Here is a 16,768-nt window from a genome sequence, read left to right as displayed (position 1 = left end):
AGCGCCCGCCGGCCGCCGGCCGTCGGCTGTCGGCAGCGGCGTAGGCTCCCGTTGTGGATCCCGCTGAGTTTCTCGTCCACCTGCGCCGCGAGCTGCAGGCCTTTGCGACGTGTCTGTGCGGTGACTTGTCTGCGCGGGTCACCACCTGCGGCGACTGGACCCTGCGAGACCTGGCGGAGCATCTCGGCCGGTCCAACGAATGGGTCGTGGCGGCCGTGCGCGAAGGTCGCGGGGACTATCAGGCTCCTGAAGCGCCGACGGACCCGGTCGAGCTGGCGGCTTGGTTCGACCGCACCGGCGCCAGCCTGCTCGAGGTGCTGCAGCAGGATCCTTCGCAGGATGCGTGGACGATCTATCCGCCCCATACCGTCGGCTTCTGGCGTCGGCGCCGATGCCTGGAGACTCTGCTTCACCGCTGGGATGCCGAGCACGCGTTGGGCATCGACAGCGGGATGGACCCGGAGCTGGCGGGAGAGGGCATAGCAGAGGTCATCGATACCATTGCGCCGCGCCAGATCGCGCTCGGCCGCGCAGCGAGCCCAACCACGGCGGTACGGCTGCTCGCCACGGACACCGACGCATCCTGGGTGCTCGGCCCGGGAAATCCGGTCGCCACGGTAGCCTCCACGGCGCCGAACCTGTTGCTGATGCTGTGGAACCGGCTGTCGTCAGGGGATCCGGCGCTCGGCTGGGAGGGCGACCATGCGGCCGGGCGCGAGGTACTGAGCGGCGCGCTGGTGCCGTAATACCGAGCAGGACTCTGACGCCGTGCGTCAGGATGCATTCATGCCTTCGAACTTCGGTATCCAGATCGTCGACTACGACCCCGCCTGGCCCGCGCGAGCCGCCGACGCGATCGCGGAGCTGGGTTCGGCGCTGCCGGGCGCATTCGCAGAGATCGAACACATCGGCTCCACTGCCGTGCCGGGCTTGGCCGCGAAGCCCATCATCGCCTGATGGCTGCCGTGGGAAGCCTCGAGACGTTCGCGAAGCACGTGGCGGCGCTCGGCAGCATCGGGTATGCCCGCCACCAGAACGGCATGGTCGACCGGCTGCTGTACGTCCGCGCCGTCGACAGCGTCCGGTCACACATCCTGCACGTCGTCACGCTGGAGAGCTGGCCGACGCGGAACCAGCGCATTCTGCGCGACTTTCTGCGCCGCGACCCGGATGCCGCCGTGCGCTATGGCGATCTGAAGCGGCGGATCGCGGCCACGGGGATCGCTGCGGGCGATTACGCCACGGCGAAGACCGTTCTCATCCAGGAGCTCACTGATCGCGCCCGCGCGGAGCAGGGGCTGGCGCCGGTGCCGGTCTGGGAGAAGGGGCCTTCGCGCTCGGCCGCGGCCTAGACGGCGGGGGATCGGAGCCGGCGGCGAGCGCGCTCGTTCCGGAACCGCGATGGAAGGTTCACGCGGCGTCCGGCGCGGGCGCAGGTCACGGCGCCGAGCATGCTGAATACGGGCCCTGACTCTTGTCGGGTCGGCGGGCCGGGCGCAGCCTGCGTCTGACGCGATGGCGTCGAGACGTGAACGAGGAGGAGCGCGCACATGCCGAACTTGAGACAGCGATTCCGGCGCCCGTCCGACGGATCCGTCGACGCGCGTCGGCGCCGGGGACTGCTCGCTGCGGCGGTGGCGGTGGCCGCCGTGGCCGCCACGCTGCCGGCTGCTATCGGCTCGAGCGGGGCGGCCGCGGCGACGGCCCCGTGCTCGGTCGGCTATCAGGTCAACCAGTGGACCGGCGGGTTCACCGCCAACGTCAGCGTCACCAACGGGGGCGGCGCGCTGACGGCGTGGACGGTCAGCTGGAGCTTCGACGGCAATCAGCAGATCACCTCGGCCTGGAACGCCCAGGTCACCCAGAGCGGCAAGGCGGCGACCGCGACCAACGAGTCCTACAACGGCGCCGTCGCGGCCGGCGGCAGCATTCAGTTCGGGTTCCAGGGCACCTGGTCCGGCACCAACGACACGCCGACGAACTTCGCCCTCAACGGGGTCTCGTGCGGCGGAGGCGGGTCGGCGTCCGCATCCGCGTCGGCCTCAGCCTCGGCCAGCGCCTCGGCGAGCCGTAGCGCGAGCCCGTCCGCGTCGGCCTCGGCCAGCGCGTCGGCATCCGCTTCGGCCTCGGCCTCGGCCTCCGCTTCGGCGAGCGCGAGCGCGTCGCCGACCGGCGTCTCCACCGGCTCCGGCTGCACCGTGACCGGCGTGGTCTTCTGCGACGGCTTCGAGAACCAGACGTCCTCGGTCCCCTCGGGCCGTTGGAGCGTCTACAACCTCGACTGCTCCGGCAGCGGCACGGCGGCGATCGATTCGACCACGGCACACGCCGGGACCAAGTCGGCCAAGGTGGTCGGCGTCGACGGGTACTGCAACCACGTGTTCATCCGCGACGCCGCCGACATGGGCCTGGCCGGGCCGGTGTGGGACGTACGGTTCTACGTCAAGCACACGACGGCGCTCCCCACCGGGCACGTCACCTTCGTGGCGATGAACGACTCCTCGGAGGGCAACACCGACCTGCGCTTCGGCGGGCAGGACGGCGCGCTGATGTGGAACCGGCAGGAGGACGACCAGACGCTGCCCGACCAGAGCCCGGCCGGGGTGGCGCAGAGCACCGCGCTGCCGATCAACACCTGGAACTGCGTCGAGCTCCAGGTGAACGGCTCCACCGGGGCCATCACCACCTGGATCAACGGCAGCCAGATCGCCGGCCTGAGCGAGAACGGCACGCCGGTCTCCAACGTCAGCGACCAGTGGCTCTCCGGCAACGGCGCCTCCTGGCGGCCGAAGCTGACCGACCTGAAGCTCGGCTGGGAGAGCTACGGCGGGGGCGGCAACGACACCCTCTGGTTCGACGACGTCGCCCTGAGCAGCGGGCGGATCGGCTGCTGAGCGTTTGACAACCCTGACGGGGTGCGGGCCTGGCATCCGGCGGCCCGCACCCCGTCAGGGTTCGTGGTCCAAGGAATCAGGCCACGTTGACCGTGAGCACGGCCGTGTGGACCGTGCCGCCCGCGTCGAACTGGACGAACACCTGCCAGGTTCCGGCCTCCGGGAACAGCGCCTCGGCGGTCATCGCGCCGGTGGAGGCGTTCACGCCGCCGAGCGAGAGGATCTGGGCGAAGGCCAGATCTCCGGCGTGGAACGCGGTCAGGTGCACATAAGAGTCCAGATACCGTTGGAAGGACTCGACGACGCTTGCGCCCTTGGACACGACGATGCTGAGCGGCCCGGTCCTCCCCGCCTTCGGGCTCCCGGTGAGCGAGACGGTGTAGCCGTCCGTGGTCGCGCTGGACGCCGGCGCGGGTGCGGGCGACGGGTCGGCGGCGCCGGGGACGGTGAACGGGGTGGAGAGCTGGTAGGTCAACGGCGTGCCCTGGCTCGAGTCGGGCGCCGCGAACGTGGCGAAAGTGCGGTAGGAGCCCGCGGGCAGCGCCGGCAGGGTGACGGTCCAGGTGCCGTCCTGGCGCATGGCCGGCTGCAGATAGCTGAACTCGGTCAGGTCCGAGCGGATGATGTAACAGAGAACGAATTCGCTCTCATAGGTCTGATATCTCGTGACGGCCTTCCCGTCCGGACCGTCGATCCGGAAGCTGTACATGCTCGACTTGCCGGCGGCCACGGTGTGCGCGGCCGGGACCAGGCTGTAGCCGTGCAGGCTGCTCGACAGGCCGGTTCCGGTCGGCGCCGCGGCGGCGAACGCGGCGGTGGTCGGCGCGGCGGTGACGTCGCCCATGCCGGGCATGTCGCCGCCGCCGGTCTGGCCCATGTCCATCCCGGTCGCCCCGGAGGAGGGCGCCGCGGTGGCAGAGGTCGAACACGCGGCCGCGCTCAGCGCGAGTCCGGCGGCCAACCCCGCCGCCAGGGCCCGGCGCCGACGGCGGTGAGACACGGAATCAATCAGCACGATGACACGCCTTTCAGGGGTGGAGGTGGAACCGGCCGCGGCGGAACGGGCCGTGGGCGGCCACCGGAGCCGCATGGCTCCGGTGGCCGCCCACGATCCCGCCGATCCGTGATTACGGGCTCTGACAGGAGATGCTGCTGGGCGCCGCCGGGGTGCCCGTGTAGTTGGCGGTGAATCCGAAGCTGGTGCTCGCGCCGGCCGCGAGCACGCCGTTCCAGGCGGCACTGTTGACTGTGGCCAGAGTGCCGGCCGAGGTCAGCGTGCCGTTCCAGGCGCTGCTGATGGCCTCGCCGTTCGGCTCGTCCCAGCTCACGTGCCACTTGTTCATCGTGCTGGTGGTCGGGTTGGTGATCGTCGTCGAGGCCTGGTATCCGCCGGGCCACGTGCTGGTGATCGTCTCGACCGCGGTGCACGCCACCTCGGGCGGCGGCGTGCCGCCGCTGGTGCCGAGGCCGGTCACGTTGCCGTTGCCGCCGTCGAACACGACGTCGGAGCAGCCGTAGAACGTCTCGGTGCTGTCCGACCGGGCCCAGATCGAGTAGATCATCTGGTATCCGGTGTAGCCGGTCGGCAGCGTGGCGTTCCAGTAGTAGTAGCTGCTCACGCTGCCCGGGCTGCCCACCGAGGGCGGGTTCGTCGCCGTGGAGAACGGCGTCGGCTCCAGGTCAGCCCAGGTCAGCGGCTGGGTGGAGTCCCAGCCCGGCTTGGTGATGTAGAGCGAGAAGGTCCCCGGGTGCGCCGCCCACATGTTGTACTTGATCTGGACGGAGGATCCGGAGGTCAGGTGGGTCTTCGGCCAGTTGGCGTTCGCCGAGTTGAAGCCGGAGAAATCGAAGTAGTTGCTGTCGCCGCTGCACAGGTCCCCGTCGGGGATCAGCGCGCTGGTCTCGCCGCTGGTGGCGCCGGAGCGGTTGCCCACGGCGAACCAGTTGTAGAGCGGGGTGGTGCCGCTCGACGCGATGGCCGCCTGGCAGGCGGAGTTCTGCGGCACGATCTGGCCGGTAGAGGTCAGCCCGTCCTCGTAGCACAGGTACGTGCGGCTGCCGATCGACTCCATGGCGCCGTGCGCCGAGGCGGGGGCCGCGGCCAGAACCGTCGCCGCCAGCGCGCACAGGGTCGCGATCAGCAAGGCACGCAGCGTTCTGCGTTGTCGTCTCAAAATTTTCCCAGCCCTCCTTGAAGGTATGGGTGGATGAGTCGATTTGAGCGTAAGAGCGCTGACGCGTAATGTGAACACGGCTATTTCGAGACGAAACATTCGAGCTGAAGCGCGCTGTATCCTTGCAGGTCACGGCCATGTAGGTGCTGCCGTCGGGACGAACTCGGTGAAACTTTCCGCACATTTGACGGCATGCGGATTCACGTGAACCACGGTGCGGGATTCACGCGAATGTCATGTGGTGTGAACCGGAGCCGGCCGATCTCAGCCGACGGTGGACGGTTCGGGCCCGGGCCGGGTGAACCAGAGCCGGGCGGCGAGCGCGACGGTCTCGAGCGCGTGCTGCTCGGCGAACAGGTGGGTGGCGCCGGGGACCACCTCGAGCCGGTGCGGCGCGGTGAGCCGGTCGGCGGCGTCCCGGTTGAGCGCCAGCACCTGCGGATCGCGGCCGCCGACGATCAGCAGCACCGGCGCCCGGACCCGGTCCAGCACGTCCTCGGCCAGATCCACCCGGCCGCCCCGGCAGACCACCGCGGTGACCCGCTCCGGCCGCTCCGCCGCGGCGATCAGCGCCGCCGCCGCGCCGGTGCTCGCCCCGAACAGCCCCACCGGCAGTCCGCGCGTGCCCGGCTGCTCGGCCAGCCGGTCGACCACGGCGGTGGTGCGCCGGCCGAGCAGCGGGATGTCGAAGCGGTACTCGGCGGTCACGTCGTCGATCTCCTCCTCGCGCTCGGTGAGCAGGTCGAGCAGGAGGGTGGCGACGCCGGCCCGCTGCAGCACCTCGGCGACGGCACGGTTGCGCGGGCTGTGCCGGGAGCTGCCGGTCCCGTGCGCGAAGATCACCGCCGAACTGGCCCCGACCGGCACGCTCAGGTCCGCGTTCAGGTGGGCGCCTTCCTCGATCGGGATGCGTACGGCGCTGGTGACCGTATCCACTGGTGACGGAGCGTGTTCAAGACTCATGGCGTCCGGGTTCCCGGATTCGCGGGCGCAATGCGTGCCGAAGCTGCCCGTCTCGGGACCACGCGGGCCTGCCTAGGCCGTTTAGGCCATCTAGAGCGAATTGATGATCGGCTGGGTGCTGGTGGGATGGATGGCTAGTCGGGTCGGGGTGGTTGTCGGGGTGGGGGCGGCCGCTTTGCGTCGCCTGGTTTGCCTGTCCACGCCCACCCGTTGCGTTGGCGGGTGGACGGGCTGCGGTTTCAAGATGAAAATCGCTGCCGGCGGGCCCTTCCCTCGGAGAGAGATGCCGGGGTTGGTGGGGTGCTGGCGTGGTGGGGCGGGTTGGGGTTGGGGGTGGTGGGGTTGCGGGTGTGTGCTCTCTCCTCGGTTGGTCCCCGGAGGCAATCAGGGACCTGCCGGGAGGTCAAGCGGCGGTGGCTTCCGCTGATGCTGGATCTTGCATGGCGCCGCTTGACCTCCCGGCAGGTCCCTGATCGGGCTTCGCCTGCCCGACCGAGGAGAGAGCCCACCCCCTGGGGGAGTGGTGCGAGCTGCGCTCGGGCTGAGCCCCGGCCCGTGGCCCGGCCGCGCTCGGCGCGGAAGGATTCTGCATCGCCGTGGTCCTGCCATCCGGATCTGTGATCCGCGTGAAGGATCGGCGCCCGGGTCATGCTTGCTGTTGAATCGTGCATTGCCTTGGTGCGATCGACCTTGATCCCAGGCCTCGCGGCAGAATCCCGCAGGCCGGCCGCGTTCGATGCGGAAGGATTCTGCATCGCCCCGGTCCGATCCGCCCGGTGCTCGCGTACCGCGCAGGATCGCGTGGCCCGGCCGCACCCCGAGGGGAAATCCTGCACTGCTTTCGGCCGCACCCCTGACGCCGTCCGCGCAGCCATCCCGTCCACCACCCCTCCCGTCGCAAGTCCGATCCCCCGTACTCTTCCATGCTAGACGCCGCCACCGACAAAAGCCGTGAATCCAGCTTTCGCCGTATAAGTAAAAATACTGGAGATTTCCGGGCACTCGAGCGCGCTTTCCGGCGTTGAAGTAGTAGAGATGGAACAAGCGACCCGGAACGGCGATGCAGAATCCTTCCGCATCGTGGGTGTTCCCCTTGAGGCCGGGCCACGGGACGGGTCTCGGGCCGAGCACAGCTCGTACCGATCCTCAGGGGGTGTGCTCTCTCCTCGGTCGGGCAGGCGAAGCCCGATCAGGGTTCTGCCGGGAGGTCAAGCGGCGCCATGCAAAATCCGCCACCAGCCCAAGCCACCGCGCCGCTTGACCTCCCGGCAGGTTCCTGATTGCCTCCGGGGGCCCGGCCGAGGAGAGAGCACGCCCCCGCAACCTCACCATCCCGAACCCCAGTCCGCCCCGCCGACGTCAGCACCCCACAGACCCCGGCATCTCTCTCCGAGGGAAGGGCCCGCGCCGGAGACGAGATCTTGAAACCCCAGCCCGCCCCGACAACGCAACGAGTGGGCGGGCGGTCCCGCGTCGACGATCACGCTCCGGCCCCGAGGCGAGCTTCAGGCCACCGGCCCGACCGTGGCGCGGGTGTGGATCCACTCGTCCCAGGTGTGGCCGCAGGACAGCACCTCGGGGTGCTCCGCGTCGCCGACGGCCAGCTTCGCCTCGGCGAGCCGGGTCTCCTCGTCGGCGGGGACGAAGACGTTCATCCGGACCCCGGGCGCGTCCAGCACGCCGAAGGTGCTCATCTCGTAGCGCAGCAGGCCGACGGCCGGCTGGTAGAACACCCGCTGCATCCGGCCGAAGCCGGCCACGTCGTTGCGCGACCACAGCTCGGCGAAGTCCGGGCTGCGCTCGAGCAGGTCCTTGATGAACTCGTCCCAGTGCGGTTCGCCGATGTGGCGGGCGTAGGCGCCGCGCAGCGTGGCCACCAGCGCGGGGATCGTCTCGTGCCGGTTGACGAAGGGGTGGCAGCAGGCCGGCAGCAGGAAGGTGCACCACAGGGTGTTGCGTTGCGGGCCGTCCTGGTCCAGAAGCGACGGGAAGACGGCGTCGAACCGGCTGTTGGTCGCGATCAGGTCGAAGCGCTCGTTGAGCACCGCCGCCATGTGGCCCATCCCGTCCAGGATCGGTCGGAGGGTGGCGGGCAGCGCGGCCAGATCGGCCTCGGCCTGGGCCACGTCCGGGACCTGGGCCAGCACGTACAGGTGCCGGTGCTCCGCGGTGTCCAGTTTGAGGGTGCGGGCGATCGCGTCCAGCACCTGCGTGCTCGCGTTGATCGGGCGCCCCTGCTCGAGCCAGGTGTACCAGGTCACGCCGACGGCGGCGAGCTGGGCCACCTCCTCGCGGCGCAGGCCCGGGGTGCGCCGGCGCGGCGCGGGCGGCAGGCCGGCCTGCTCCGGGGTGATGCGTTCGCGTCGGGAGCGCAGGAACTCCGCCAGCTCCGCCCTGCGCGCCGCTCCGTTCTCCACCGCCACGTTCGTCACACCCCCGTGTCACGCCCCGCCCGGCCGGCTGCCGGGTGCTGCCGGTACCAGGATAACCAGGCTCTAGGTATGACGATCACAATCCTCTGACCATAGTCACATGGCGACTTCCACACTGACCGCTTCCGCAGGGTCCTCATCCTCATCCATCCCTGCTCCGGCCTTGGCCGGGTCCTCCACGCCGACCGGCGCGTCCCGGCCCGGGGCCGTGCTGACGGTGATTCTGCTCGGCTACTTCATGGCCATCCTCGACGTGGCGATCGTGAACGTGGCCCTGCCCACCATTCGAAGTAGTCTGCACTCCTCCGGGGCGGGGCTACAGCTATCGGTATCTGGATATACGATCTCTTACGCCGTCTTCATCGTGACCGGGGCCAGGCTGGGCTCCCGGTGGGGCCACGGCCGGGTCTTCCGCGGCGGGCTGGTGCTGTTCACCCTCGCCTCCCTCGCCTGCGGGCTGGCGCCCAGCACCGGCGCGCTGGTGGCCTTCCGGCTGCTTCAGGGCCTCGGTTCGGCCGTGATGATGCCGCAGGTGCTCTCGTTGATCCAGCGCACCTTCAGCGGCCCGGACCGGATCAAGGCGATGAGCCTGTACACCGCGGTCATCTCCGGCGGCGCCGTGGCCGGGCAGGTGCTCGGCGGACTGATCATCAGCGCCGACCTGTTCGGCTGGAGCTGGCGGCCGTGCTTCCTGGTGAACGTCCCGGTCGGCCTCGTCGTGCTGGTCGCCGCCGGCAGGGTGCTGCCGAAGGACCGCGGCGAGCCCGGGCGCGGGCTCGACCCGCTGGGCGTGGCGGTGCTCACCCCGGCCGTGCTCGCCTTCGTGGTGCCGCTGGTGCTCGGGCACGACGAGCACTGGCCGCTGTGGGGGTGGCTGCTGCTCGGCGGCTCGCTGCCCGGCTTCGCGCTCTTCGCCAAGGTGGAGTCGCGCCTGGCCCGGCGCGGCGGCTCGCCCGTCATCCCGGCGCGGGTGCTGCGCCACCCCGGGTTCGCGGTCAGCGTCGGGACGCTGTTCCTGTCCATGGTGCTGATGATGGGCCTGCTCTTCGCCATCACCCTGCACCTGCAGGGCGCCCTCGGCTTCAGCGCGCTCGGCTCCGGTCTCGCCTTCGCGCCGCAGGCGGCCGCCGTCTTCGTGGTCTCGATGACCTGGCGCCGGCTGCCCGAGCGCCTCTACGTGCCGGCCGTGGTGGCCGGGTTCGGGCTGCTCGCCGCCACCCTGCTGCTGCTGGCCGGGACGCTGCGGGGCGGCGGCGCCGGCGGATTCGATCGCTGGGCGCTGATGACCGCGCTGGGCTTCGGTCTCGGACTGGCCTTCAGCCCCCTGATGGGCTTGATCATCTCCCGGGTGCCGCCGGCCGACGCGGCGGACGCCAGCGGCGTGATCAACACGCTGACCCAGCTGGGTCAGGTTACCGGCGTGGCCACGGTCGGCACCCTGTTCCTCGACCTGGACGGAGCCGGGACGCCGCACGCCTCGGCGCACGCGGTGGCCGTGGCGCTGTGCGTCACCGCCGGGCTCGCCGTGTTCGGCGCGGCGCTCGCGAGCCGGATCCCGCGGCCTCGGCGAAGCTGACCGGCGCGTTCAGGTCCGTACTTTGGAACCCTGTTGCGATCTCAACGACAGTGCCCGGACGAACTCCGGGCACTGCGCTGTCCCCGGGGCGCGAGTGGTCATTTGTTGCGGATGTGTTGCGTGGGACCTGGGTATGTACGGGGCGCAAGGCCATCATACCCATGACACGTCGCGATCTTCATGACTTCTTGATCGGATTGTGACGCGACCCCATGTCCTGCACGGGGATTTCTGCGCTACAAATTCAGCCAAGCACAACGTGATTCCACAAACTCGCGATGTGCAATCACGCGGGCGAGAGCGCCCCGGCTAAGGCAGCAAGACCCCGCGCTGCGAGAGTCGCTACGTGGGGACCGACGAGCAGCAGCCCGGTTTACGAGACCGGCCAGCGCGTGCGAGGAGATTGACATACTCATGTCTGGGTACGGTAAGCGGCGCTTCGCGGGCGGCATAGCCGCGGTGGGGGCCCTCGCTCTCGCCGCGACCGCCTGCAGCAGCAGCAGCGCAGCGAAGTCCACTACGCCGGTCACCAAGTCGACCACCGGCCTCAATACGATCAACAGCGGTACTCCCAAGAAGGGAGGATCGATCACGATCGGCATCGAGAAGAACGTCACCGACTGGAACTCGCTCGACGCCAACGGCAACACCGAGGACTACATCTACCTCGAGAACGGCATCTACTCCTCGACGGGAGACCCGTACGTCCCCCAGCCTGACGGTTCGGTCGCTCTCAACGCCGACCTGTTGACGTCGGCCACGCTGACCAGCTCCTCGCCCGAGACGATCCAGTACGTGATCAACCCGAAGGCGGTCTGGAGCGACGGCACGGCGATCAACGCCGACGACTTCATCTACAACTGGCTGGCCCAGTCCGGCGCGGACCCCAACGTCAGCGCTGCCTCCACCACGGGCTACACGGACATCGCCTCGGTGGTCGGTTCCGGCACCAACAACCAGACCGTCACGGTCACCTTCAAGCCGGGCAAGCTCGACCCGGACTGGAAGGGCCTGTTCGACCTCCTGCCGGCACACCTGGCCGCCCAGCACGGCTACGACACGTCGTCGACGATCGCGCAGCTGAGCACCGCCAAGTCGGCCCAGGCCACTGGCATCGAGCAGTCCTGGAACTGGTTCGACAAGACCGTCCCGACCTGGTCTGAGGGCCCGTACCTGATCCAGTCCTCCTCGTCGGACGGATCCACCATCGTCGAGGTGCCCAACCCCAAGTGGTTCGGCAAGGACGGCCCCTACTTCGACAAGATCACCTTCGTGACGATCACGGACTCCGCGCAGGAGGTCCCGGCGCTGCAGAACGGCGAAGTCAACGCCATCATCCCGCAGCCGGACCAGAACATCGTCAAGGGTGTCAAGGCCATCGGCTCTAAGGTCAAGTACCAGCTCGACGCGGGTCTGACGTACGAGCACATCGACCTGAACCTGAAGAACACCTTCCTCGGCGGCACCACCCAGGCCGCGCAGGAGGACCCGGTCAAGCTGGCGCTGCGCCAGGCCATGTTCACCGCGACCGACCGCTCCGCGATCATCGCGCGCACCCAGGCCCTGGTGGACCCGGCCTCGAAGCCGCTCAACAGCCGGATGTTCGTGCCGAGCCAGTCGCAGTACCAGGACAACATCTCCAAGTACGACCTGGGCAACGGTGACATCGCCAAGGCCAAGCAGATTCTGACGACCGCGGGCTACAAGAACATCGGTCCCGGCCAGAAGCTGACCACGCCGAGCGGCCAGCAGGTGCCGGCGTTCCTGATGCGCTACACCACGACCAACACCGAGCGTGCCACCGAGTGCCAGATCTTCGCGCAGGAGATGGCCCAGCTCGGTATCACGATCAAGGTCGAGGGCACCGACGACCTCGGTGCGACGCTGACCCAGGCCGACTCCAACCACACGTACGACATCATCGTCTTCGCGTGGGTGGACACCCCGTTCTGGGACACCGGCAACGCGCCGCTGTACGAGACGAACCCGACCTCGACGGTGACCGGCGGCAACTACGGCTTCTACACCAACAGCACGGTCGACTCGCTGCTGGAGCAGGCCACCGGCACGACGGACCTGACCAAGGCCGCGTCGCTGGAGAACCAGGCCGACCAGCTCGTCTCCCAGGACGCGTACACGCTGCCGCTGTTCCAGAAGGACACGATGATCGCGTTCAGCTCGGACCTGGTGAACGTGCGTGACAACCTGACCTCGGCCGGCCCGACCTACAACCTCCAGCAGTGGGGTTACTCGGCGACGGCGGCGAGCCAGTAGTCAAGTACGGTTCGCAACGGCTCAACCCGCGCACCCCGCGTGCGTCCTGACCCCGAGCGACAGACCGGGGCGGGCCGGACTCAGTCCGCCCGCCCCGGTTCCTTACGTCACGTCTATCCGCGCGGCGGCGAGGTCACAAGCACACGCCGCGCGGCCTCATCAGCGAGGCACTCATGTTCGCATTCACCGTTCGCAGACTACTGGTATCCATACCAGTGCTCTTCTTCTCGACCATGCTCGTGTTCTTCCTCGTCGCGTCGTCCATCGACCCGCTCGCACCGCTGGAAGCACGTAACCCCCCGATCCCGGAGGCGACCAAGCTGGCCGAGGCGCACCGACTCGGCCTGGACCATCCGCTGGTCGTGCGCTACTGGGACTGGCTCACCGGCCTCGTCCTGCACGGCAACTGGGGCCCGACCGTCTCGCCCGGCTACGACATCGGCCAGCGCCTGACCAGCTCGTTCTTCGTCACCTTCCGCCTGGTGTTCCTCTCGATCCTGTTCTCGCTCATCCTGGCGGTCGCCGTGGGCGTGCTGACCGCCGTCCGGCAGTACAGCAAGATCGACTACGTCGCCACGGCGATCGGCTTCCTGTTCCTGTCGCTGCCGACCTTCGTCTTCGCGATCCTGCTCAAGTCCTGGGCGATCGAGTTCAACCAGGCCGTGCGCCCCAACGGGCCGCCGTTGATCGCGACGTTGTTCGAGGCGAGTCCCAATCCGCCGACGAGCTTCCTCGGCAAGATCGGCGACTCCGCGGGCCACCTGCTGCTGCCGACCATCGTGCTCTCGCTGATCTCCTACGCGTCCTGGTCGCGTTACCAGCGCGCCTCGATGCTCGAAGTGCTCAACAGCGACTACATCCGCCTCGCGCGCGCCAAGGGCCTCTCGCGCACCCGGGTGCTGCTGCGCCACGCGCTGCGCAACGCCCTGATCCCGCTGACCACGCAGGTGGCTCTGGACACCGCCGGCCTGCTCGGCGGTGCGGTGATCACCGAGCACATCTTCGAGTGGCACGGCATGGGCTACATGTTCCTGCAGGCGATCGGCAACTACGACCTGTATCCGTTGTTGGCGTGGCTGATCGTCACCGCCACGCTCGTGATCGTCTTCAACCTGATCGCCGACCTGCTCTATGCGGTCCTGGACCCGAGGATCCGCCTTGCCTGACAAGAACACCGTCGCCACCCCCGGGGCCCCGTTCGATCAGGTGGCCACCGCGGCGCATCCGGAGCGCGAGTTCACGGTCAAGGTGCGTACCCAGCGGGAGATCGTCTTCGGGCGCTTCCTCAAGCACCGCGCGGCCGTCGCCTCGACGATCATCTTCCTGCTGGTCGTGCTGTTCGCCTTCATCGGCCCGCTGCTGTGGGGCCAGCAGTACACGACCATGTCCAACGACATCCAGGTGCCGCCGTCCGGGACGCACCCGTTCGGCACCGACAGCAACGGCTACGACCTGTTCGCCCAGGTGATGCACGGCACGGCCCGGAGCCTGGAGATCGCCCTGTCGGTCGCCATCGGGTCCACCGTGATCGGGGCGATCTACGGCGCCGTCGCCGGGTACTACCGCGGCTGGGTCGACACCCTGCTGATGCGCTTCGCCGACCTGATCCTGACCATCCCCGCGATCGTCCTGGCGATCATCATCGCGGACAAGCTCAGCGCGTCCATCGCCACCGCCTGGTACTTCCTCGCGTTCGTCCTGTCCGCGCTGTTCTGGCCGGTGTGCGCCCGAATCGTGCGCGGCCAGGTGCTCTCCCTGCGGGAGAAGGAGTACGTGGAGGCCGCGCGGGCACTGGGCGCGCGGGACGGCCGGATCATCTTCCGCCACATCCTGCCGAACTGCCTGGGCTCGATCATCGTGGTGCTCACCCTCACGGTGGCCAACACGGTGCTGACCGAGACGGCGCTGTCCTACCTGGGCTTCGGTGTGCAGCCGCCGGACACCTCGCTCGGCACGCTCGTGAGCAACGGGCAGACCTCGATCCAGGACGGCTACTCGTGGCTGTTCTACTTCCCGGCGCTGTTCATCGTGCTGATCGTGCTGACCATCAACTTCATCGGCGACGGCCTGCGTGACGCCTTCGATCCGCAACAGACAAGGGTGCGCGCATGACCGAGTTCGCGACCGAATTCTCCACCTCCCTCACCGGCTCCGACGTGCTGCTCGCGGTCGACAACCTGACCGTGGACTTCCCGACGGCCGACGGCGTCGTGCGGGCGGTGCGCGGAGTCTCGTACGAGCTGCGCGCCGGTGAGGTGCTGGGCATCGTCGGCGAGTCCGGTTCGGGCAAGTCGGTCTCCTCCATGGCCGTGATGGGCCTGCTGCCGAAGACGGCGCGGATCAACGGTTCCATCACGTTCCGCGGAGAGGAGCTGCTCGGGCGGACCGAGAAGGAGTTCATGCGGATCCGCGGGAACAAGATCGCGATGATCTTCCAGGACCCGATGACCTCGCTCAACCCGGTCTACAAGATCGGCTTCCAGCTGGCCGAGGCGGTGCTGGCGCACAACGACATCTCCCGTCAGGAGGCGCGCAAGCGCGCGCTGGAGCTGCTCGAGCTCGTCGGCATCCCCTTCCCGGAGAAGCGGATCGATCAGTATCCGCACGAGTTCTCCGGCGGTATGCGCCAGCGTGTGGTGATCGCGATCGCGATGGCCAACAACCCGGACGTGATCATCGCGGACGAGCCGACCACCGCGCTCGACGTGACCGTGCAGGCGCAGGTGCTCGACGCGCTGCGCGCCGCGCAGCGCGAGACCGGCGCCGCCATGGTGCTGATCACGCACGACCTGGGCGTGGTGGCCGGCCAGGCCGACCGGGTGGTCGTGATGTACGCGGGCAAGCCGGTGGAGATCGGCGGCGTCGACGAGATCTACTACGAGCCGCGGATGCCCTACACCCTCGGCCTGCTCGGCTCGCTGCCGCGGCTGGACGCGGACCGGGCCGACCGGCTCACCCCGATCCAGGGATCTCCGCCCTCGCTGCTCTCGCTGCCGCCGGGCTGCCCGTTCGTCCCGCGCTGCCCGCTGGCCAAGCCGATCTGCGACGAGCAGGAGCCTGAGCTGGTGCCGACCGGCGAACCCGGTCACTCCGCGGCCTGCCACTTCAGCGCCTCGCTGATCGGCAAGCGGGCCGACGAGGTGTTCGCGGCCACCGCCGCCGACTCCTCCCTGCCGGCGTCCTACGGCGCCGAGATCGAGGGCGTCACCGGACACATCACCGCGATCCCCGAACAGCCGAAGGCGGAGCAAGCCGAATGACCGTTACAGACACCGACCTCGGCGCGCCCATTCTGGAGGTGCGCGACCTGGTCAAGGAGTTCCCGATCAAATCGGGCGGGGTGATCCGGCGCACGGTCGGCGCGGTGCAGGCCGTGTCCGGCGTGAGCTTCGCGATCCGGCCCGGCCACACCCTGGGCTTGGTGGGCGAGTCCGGCTGCGGCAAGACCACGACCAGCCGCGCGATCCTGCACCTGCAGCCGGCCAACTCCGGCCAGGTGCTGTTCGAGGGCCGCGACGTCACCACGATGAGCCCGGCCGAGCTGCGCCGGATGCGCCGGAACATGCAGATCGTGTTCCAGGACCCGTACGCCTCGCTCAACCCGCGGATCACGGTCAACGAGATCATCGCCGAGCCGCTCAAGATCCACGGGCTCTTCGACGACGCGGGCCCGCAGCAGGTGGCCTCGCTGATGGCCCGCGTCGGGCTGAACCCCGAGCACGGCAACCGGTATCCGCACGAGTTCTCCGGCGGCCAGCGCCAGCGCATCGGCATCGCCCGCGCGCTCGCGCTCAAGCCGAAGGTGCTGGTGCTCGACGAACCGGTCTCCGCGCTCGACGTCTCCATCCAGGCCGGCGTGATCAACCTGCTGGAGGACCTGCAGGACGAGCTTGGCCTGGCGTACCTGTTCGTCGCGCACGACCTGTCCGTGGTCCGGCACATCGCCGACGAGGTCGCGGTGATGTACCTGGGCAAGATCGTGGAGATCGCCTCGACCACGGAGCTGTTCGATCACAGCCAGCACCCGTATACGAAGGCACTGATCTCGGCGATCCCGATCCCGGACCCGCGCCGGGAGCGCGAGCGGGAGCGGATCATCGTGCAGGGCGACGTGCCCTCGCCGGCCAACCCGCCCTCGGGTTGCCGGTTCCGCACCCGCTGCCCGCTGCGGATGACCCTGTCCGAGGCGAACCAGGAACGGTGCGCGGGCGAGGAGCCGGCGCTGGTCGGCCGCGGCCGGAGTGAAGCGCACCGGGTGGCCTGCCACTTTGCGGAGAACGGCTGACGACACCGGCGGTATCCGCCCATGCTGCCGGCTATCACGTGATCGCCCCTTTCCCGGGAATACCCCCGGAAAAGGGGCGATTCGCGTTGGTCTGAGCGGCCGTCATAGACTGCCCCACGCACCGGCCGCGGCTCACGGCGTACCACCCGCCGAGAACCGACGAACAGGAA

General features: G+C 69.1%; 14 protein-coding genes. 10 read left to right on the top strand and 4 right to left on the bottom strand.

Annotated features, from left to right (window positions below; translation table 11 throughout):
• Positions 1–53 precede the first annotated feature (53 nt).
• From ACTRO_RS17400 to ACTRO_RS17390, 4 genes are all read left to right on the top strand, one after another.
• A complete protein-coding gene (locus tag ACTRO_RS17400; RefSeq protein WP_034264270.1) occupies positions 54–746 on the top strand; it encodes a maleylpyruvate isomerase family mycothiol-dependent enzyme in 693 nt (230 codons plus the stop codon).
• A 40-nt stretch (positions 747–786) separates the two neighbouring features.
• Positions 787–957, top strand: coding sequence for a GrpB family protein (locus tag ACTRO_RS50360; protein WP_211244305.1), 171 nt, complete (start codon positions 787–789; stop codon positions 955–957).
• Positions 957–1,352, top strand: coding sequence for a GrpB family protein (locus ACTRO_RS17395; RefSeq protein ID WP_211244304.1), 396 nt, complete (start codon positions 957–959; stop codon positions 1,350–1,352). The genes ACTRO_RS50360 and ACTRO_RS17395 overlap by 1 nt, the downstream gene beginning before the upstream one ends.
• Before the next feature lie 198 nt (positions 1,353–1,550).
• Complete coding sequence (locus tag ACTRO_RS17390) at positions 1,551–2,894, top strand: cellulose-binding domain-containing protein (RefSeq protein WP_084316347.1); 1,344 nt, start codon at positions 1,551–1,553, stop codon at positions 2,892–2,894.
• Between the two features lie 76 nt (positions 2,895–2,970).
• On the opposite strand, the gene ACTRO_RS17385 is transcribed toward ACTRO_RS17390, so the two are convergent.
• From ACTRO_RS17385 to ACTRO_RS17370, 4 genes are all read right to left on the bottom strand, one after another.
• Entirely contained in the window at positions 2,971–3,909 is a 939-nt protein-coding gene (locus ACTRO_RS17385; protein WP_034264268.1) for a hypothetical protein, read from the bottom strand.
• A 112-nt stretch (positions 3,910–4,021) separates the two neighbouring features.
• Entirely contained in the window at positions 4,022–5,038 is a 1,017-nt protein-coding gene (locus ACTRO_RS17380; protein WP_245594402.1) for a lytic polysaccharide monooxygenase auxiliary activity family 9 protein, read from the bottom strand.
• Between the two features lie 294 nt (positions 5,039–5,332).
• On the bottom strand, positions 5,333–6,004 hold the full coding sequence (locus tag ACTRO_RS17375; RefSeq protein ID WP_034264266.1) for a dienelactone hydrolase family protein: 672 nt from the start codon (positions 6,002–6,004) through the stop codon (positions 5,333–5,335).
• A 1,532-nt stretch (positions 6,005–7,536) separates the two neighbouring features.
• On the bottom strand, positions 7,537–8,463 hold the full coding sequence (locus tag ACTRO_RS17370) for a helix-turn-helix transcriptional regulator (protein WP_063628018.1): 927 nt from the start codon (positions 8,461–8,463) through the stop codon (positions 7,537–7,539).
• 100 nt (positions 8,464–8,563) lie between these two features.
• Between ACTRO_RS17370 and ACTRO_RS17365 the strand changes: the two genes are divergently transcribed.
• The 6 genes from ACTRO_RS17365 to ACTRO_RS17340 all read left to right on the top strand — a co-directional run bounded on the left by ACTRO_RS17365 (position 8,564) and on the right by ACTRO_RS17340 (position 16,598).
• Positions 8,564–10,039, top strand: coding sequence for an MFS transporter (locus ACTRO_RS17365; protein ID WP_084316345.1), 1,476 nt, complete (start codon positions 8,564–8,566; stop codon positions 10,037–10,039).
• Positions 10,040–10,453: 414 nt separating this feature from the next.
• Entirely contained in the window at positions 10,454–12,313 is a 1,860-nt protein-coding gene (locus ACTRO_RS17360) for an ABC transporter family substrate-binding protein (RefSeq protein ID WP_034264261.1), read from the top strand.
• A gap of 173 nt (positions 12,314–12,486) precedes the next feature.
• A complete protein-coding gene (locus tag ACTRO_RS17355) occupies positions 12,487–13,479 on the top strand; it encodes an ABC transporter permease (protein WP_034264258.1) in 993 nt (330 codons plus the stop codon).
• Positions 13,472–14,425 (top strand): ABC transporter permease, encoded by a 954-nt coding sequence (locus tag ACTRO_RS17350; protein ID WP_245594401.1) that lies wholly within the window; start codon positions 13,472–13,474, stop codon positions 14,423–14,425. The genes ACTRO_RS17355 and ACTRO_RS17350 overlap by 8 nt, the downstream gene beginning before the upstream one ends.
• On the top strand, positions 14,422–15,573 hold the full coding sequence (locus ACTRO_RS17345) for an ABC transporter ATP-binding protein (RefSeq protein ID WP_051450982.1): 1,152 nt from the start codon (positions 14,422–14,424) through the stop codon (positions 15,571–15,573). The genes ACTRO_RS17350 and ACTRO_RS17345 overlap by 4 nt, the downstream gene beginning before the upstream one ends.
• The gene (locus tag ACTRO_RS17340; protein ID WP_034264256.1) at positions 15,570–16,598 is read left to right on the top strand and encodes an ABC transporter ATP-binding protein; all 1,029 of its coding nucleotides are present in this window, start codon (positions 15,570–15,572) and stop codon (positions 16,596–16,598) included. The genes ACTRO_RS17345 and ACTRO_RS17340 overlap by 4 nt, the downstream gene beginning before the upstream one ends.
• Positions 16,599–16,768: the final 170 nt, after the last annotated feature.

Source organism: Actinospica robiniae DSM 44927, from assembly GCF_000504285.1.
GTDB classification, from domain to species: domain Bacteria; phylum Actinomycetota; class Actinomycetes; order Streptomycetales; family Catenulisporaceae; genus Actinospica; species Actinospica robiniae.
The sequence above is the reverse complement of the archived record's forward strand: the minus strand, read 5'-3'. Positions and strand labels throughout refer to the sequence as shown.

Coding starts and splice junctions, on each gene's coding strand:
- ACTRO_RS50360 (WP_211244305.1), top strand. CDS start 787: ATGCCTTCGAACTTCGGTATCCAGATCGTCGACTACGACCCCGCCTGG.
- ACTRO_RS17395 (WP_211244304.1), top strand. CDS start 957: ATGGCTGCCGTGGGAAGCCTCGAGACGTTCGCGAAGCACGTGGCGGCG.
- ACTRO_RS17390 (WP_084316347.1), top strand. CDS start 1,551: ATGCCGAACTTGAGACAGCGATTCCGGCGCCCGTCCGACGGATCCGTC.
- ACTRO_RS17365 (WP_084316345.1), top strand. CDS start 8,564: ATGGCGACTTCCACACTGACCGCTTCCGCAGGGTCCTCATCCTCATCC.
- ACTRO_RS17360 (WP_034264261.1), top strand. CDS start 10,454: ATGTCTGGGTACGGTAAGCGGCGCTTCGCGGGCGGCATAGCCGCGGTG.
- ACTRO_RS17355 (WP_034264258.1), top strand. CDS start 12,487: ATGTTCGCATTCACCGTTCGCAGACTACTGGTATCCATACCAGTGCTC.
- ACTRO_RS17345 (WP_051450982.1), top strand. CDS start 14,422: ATGACCGAGTTCGCGACCGAATTCTCCACCTCCCTCACCGGCTCCGAC.
- ACTRO_RS17340 (WP_034264256.1), top strand. CDS start 15,570: ATGACCGTTACAGACACCGACCTCGGCGCGCCCATTCTGGAGGTGCGC.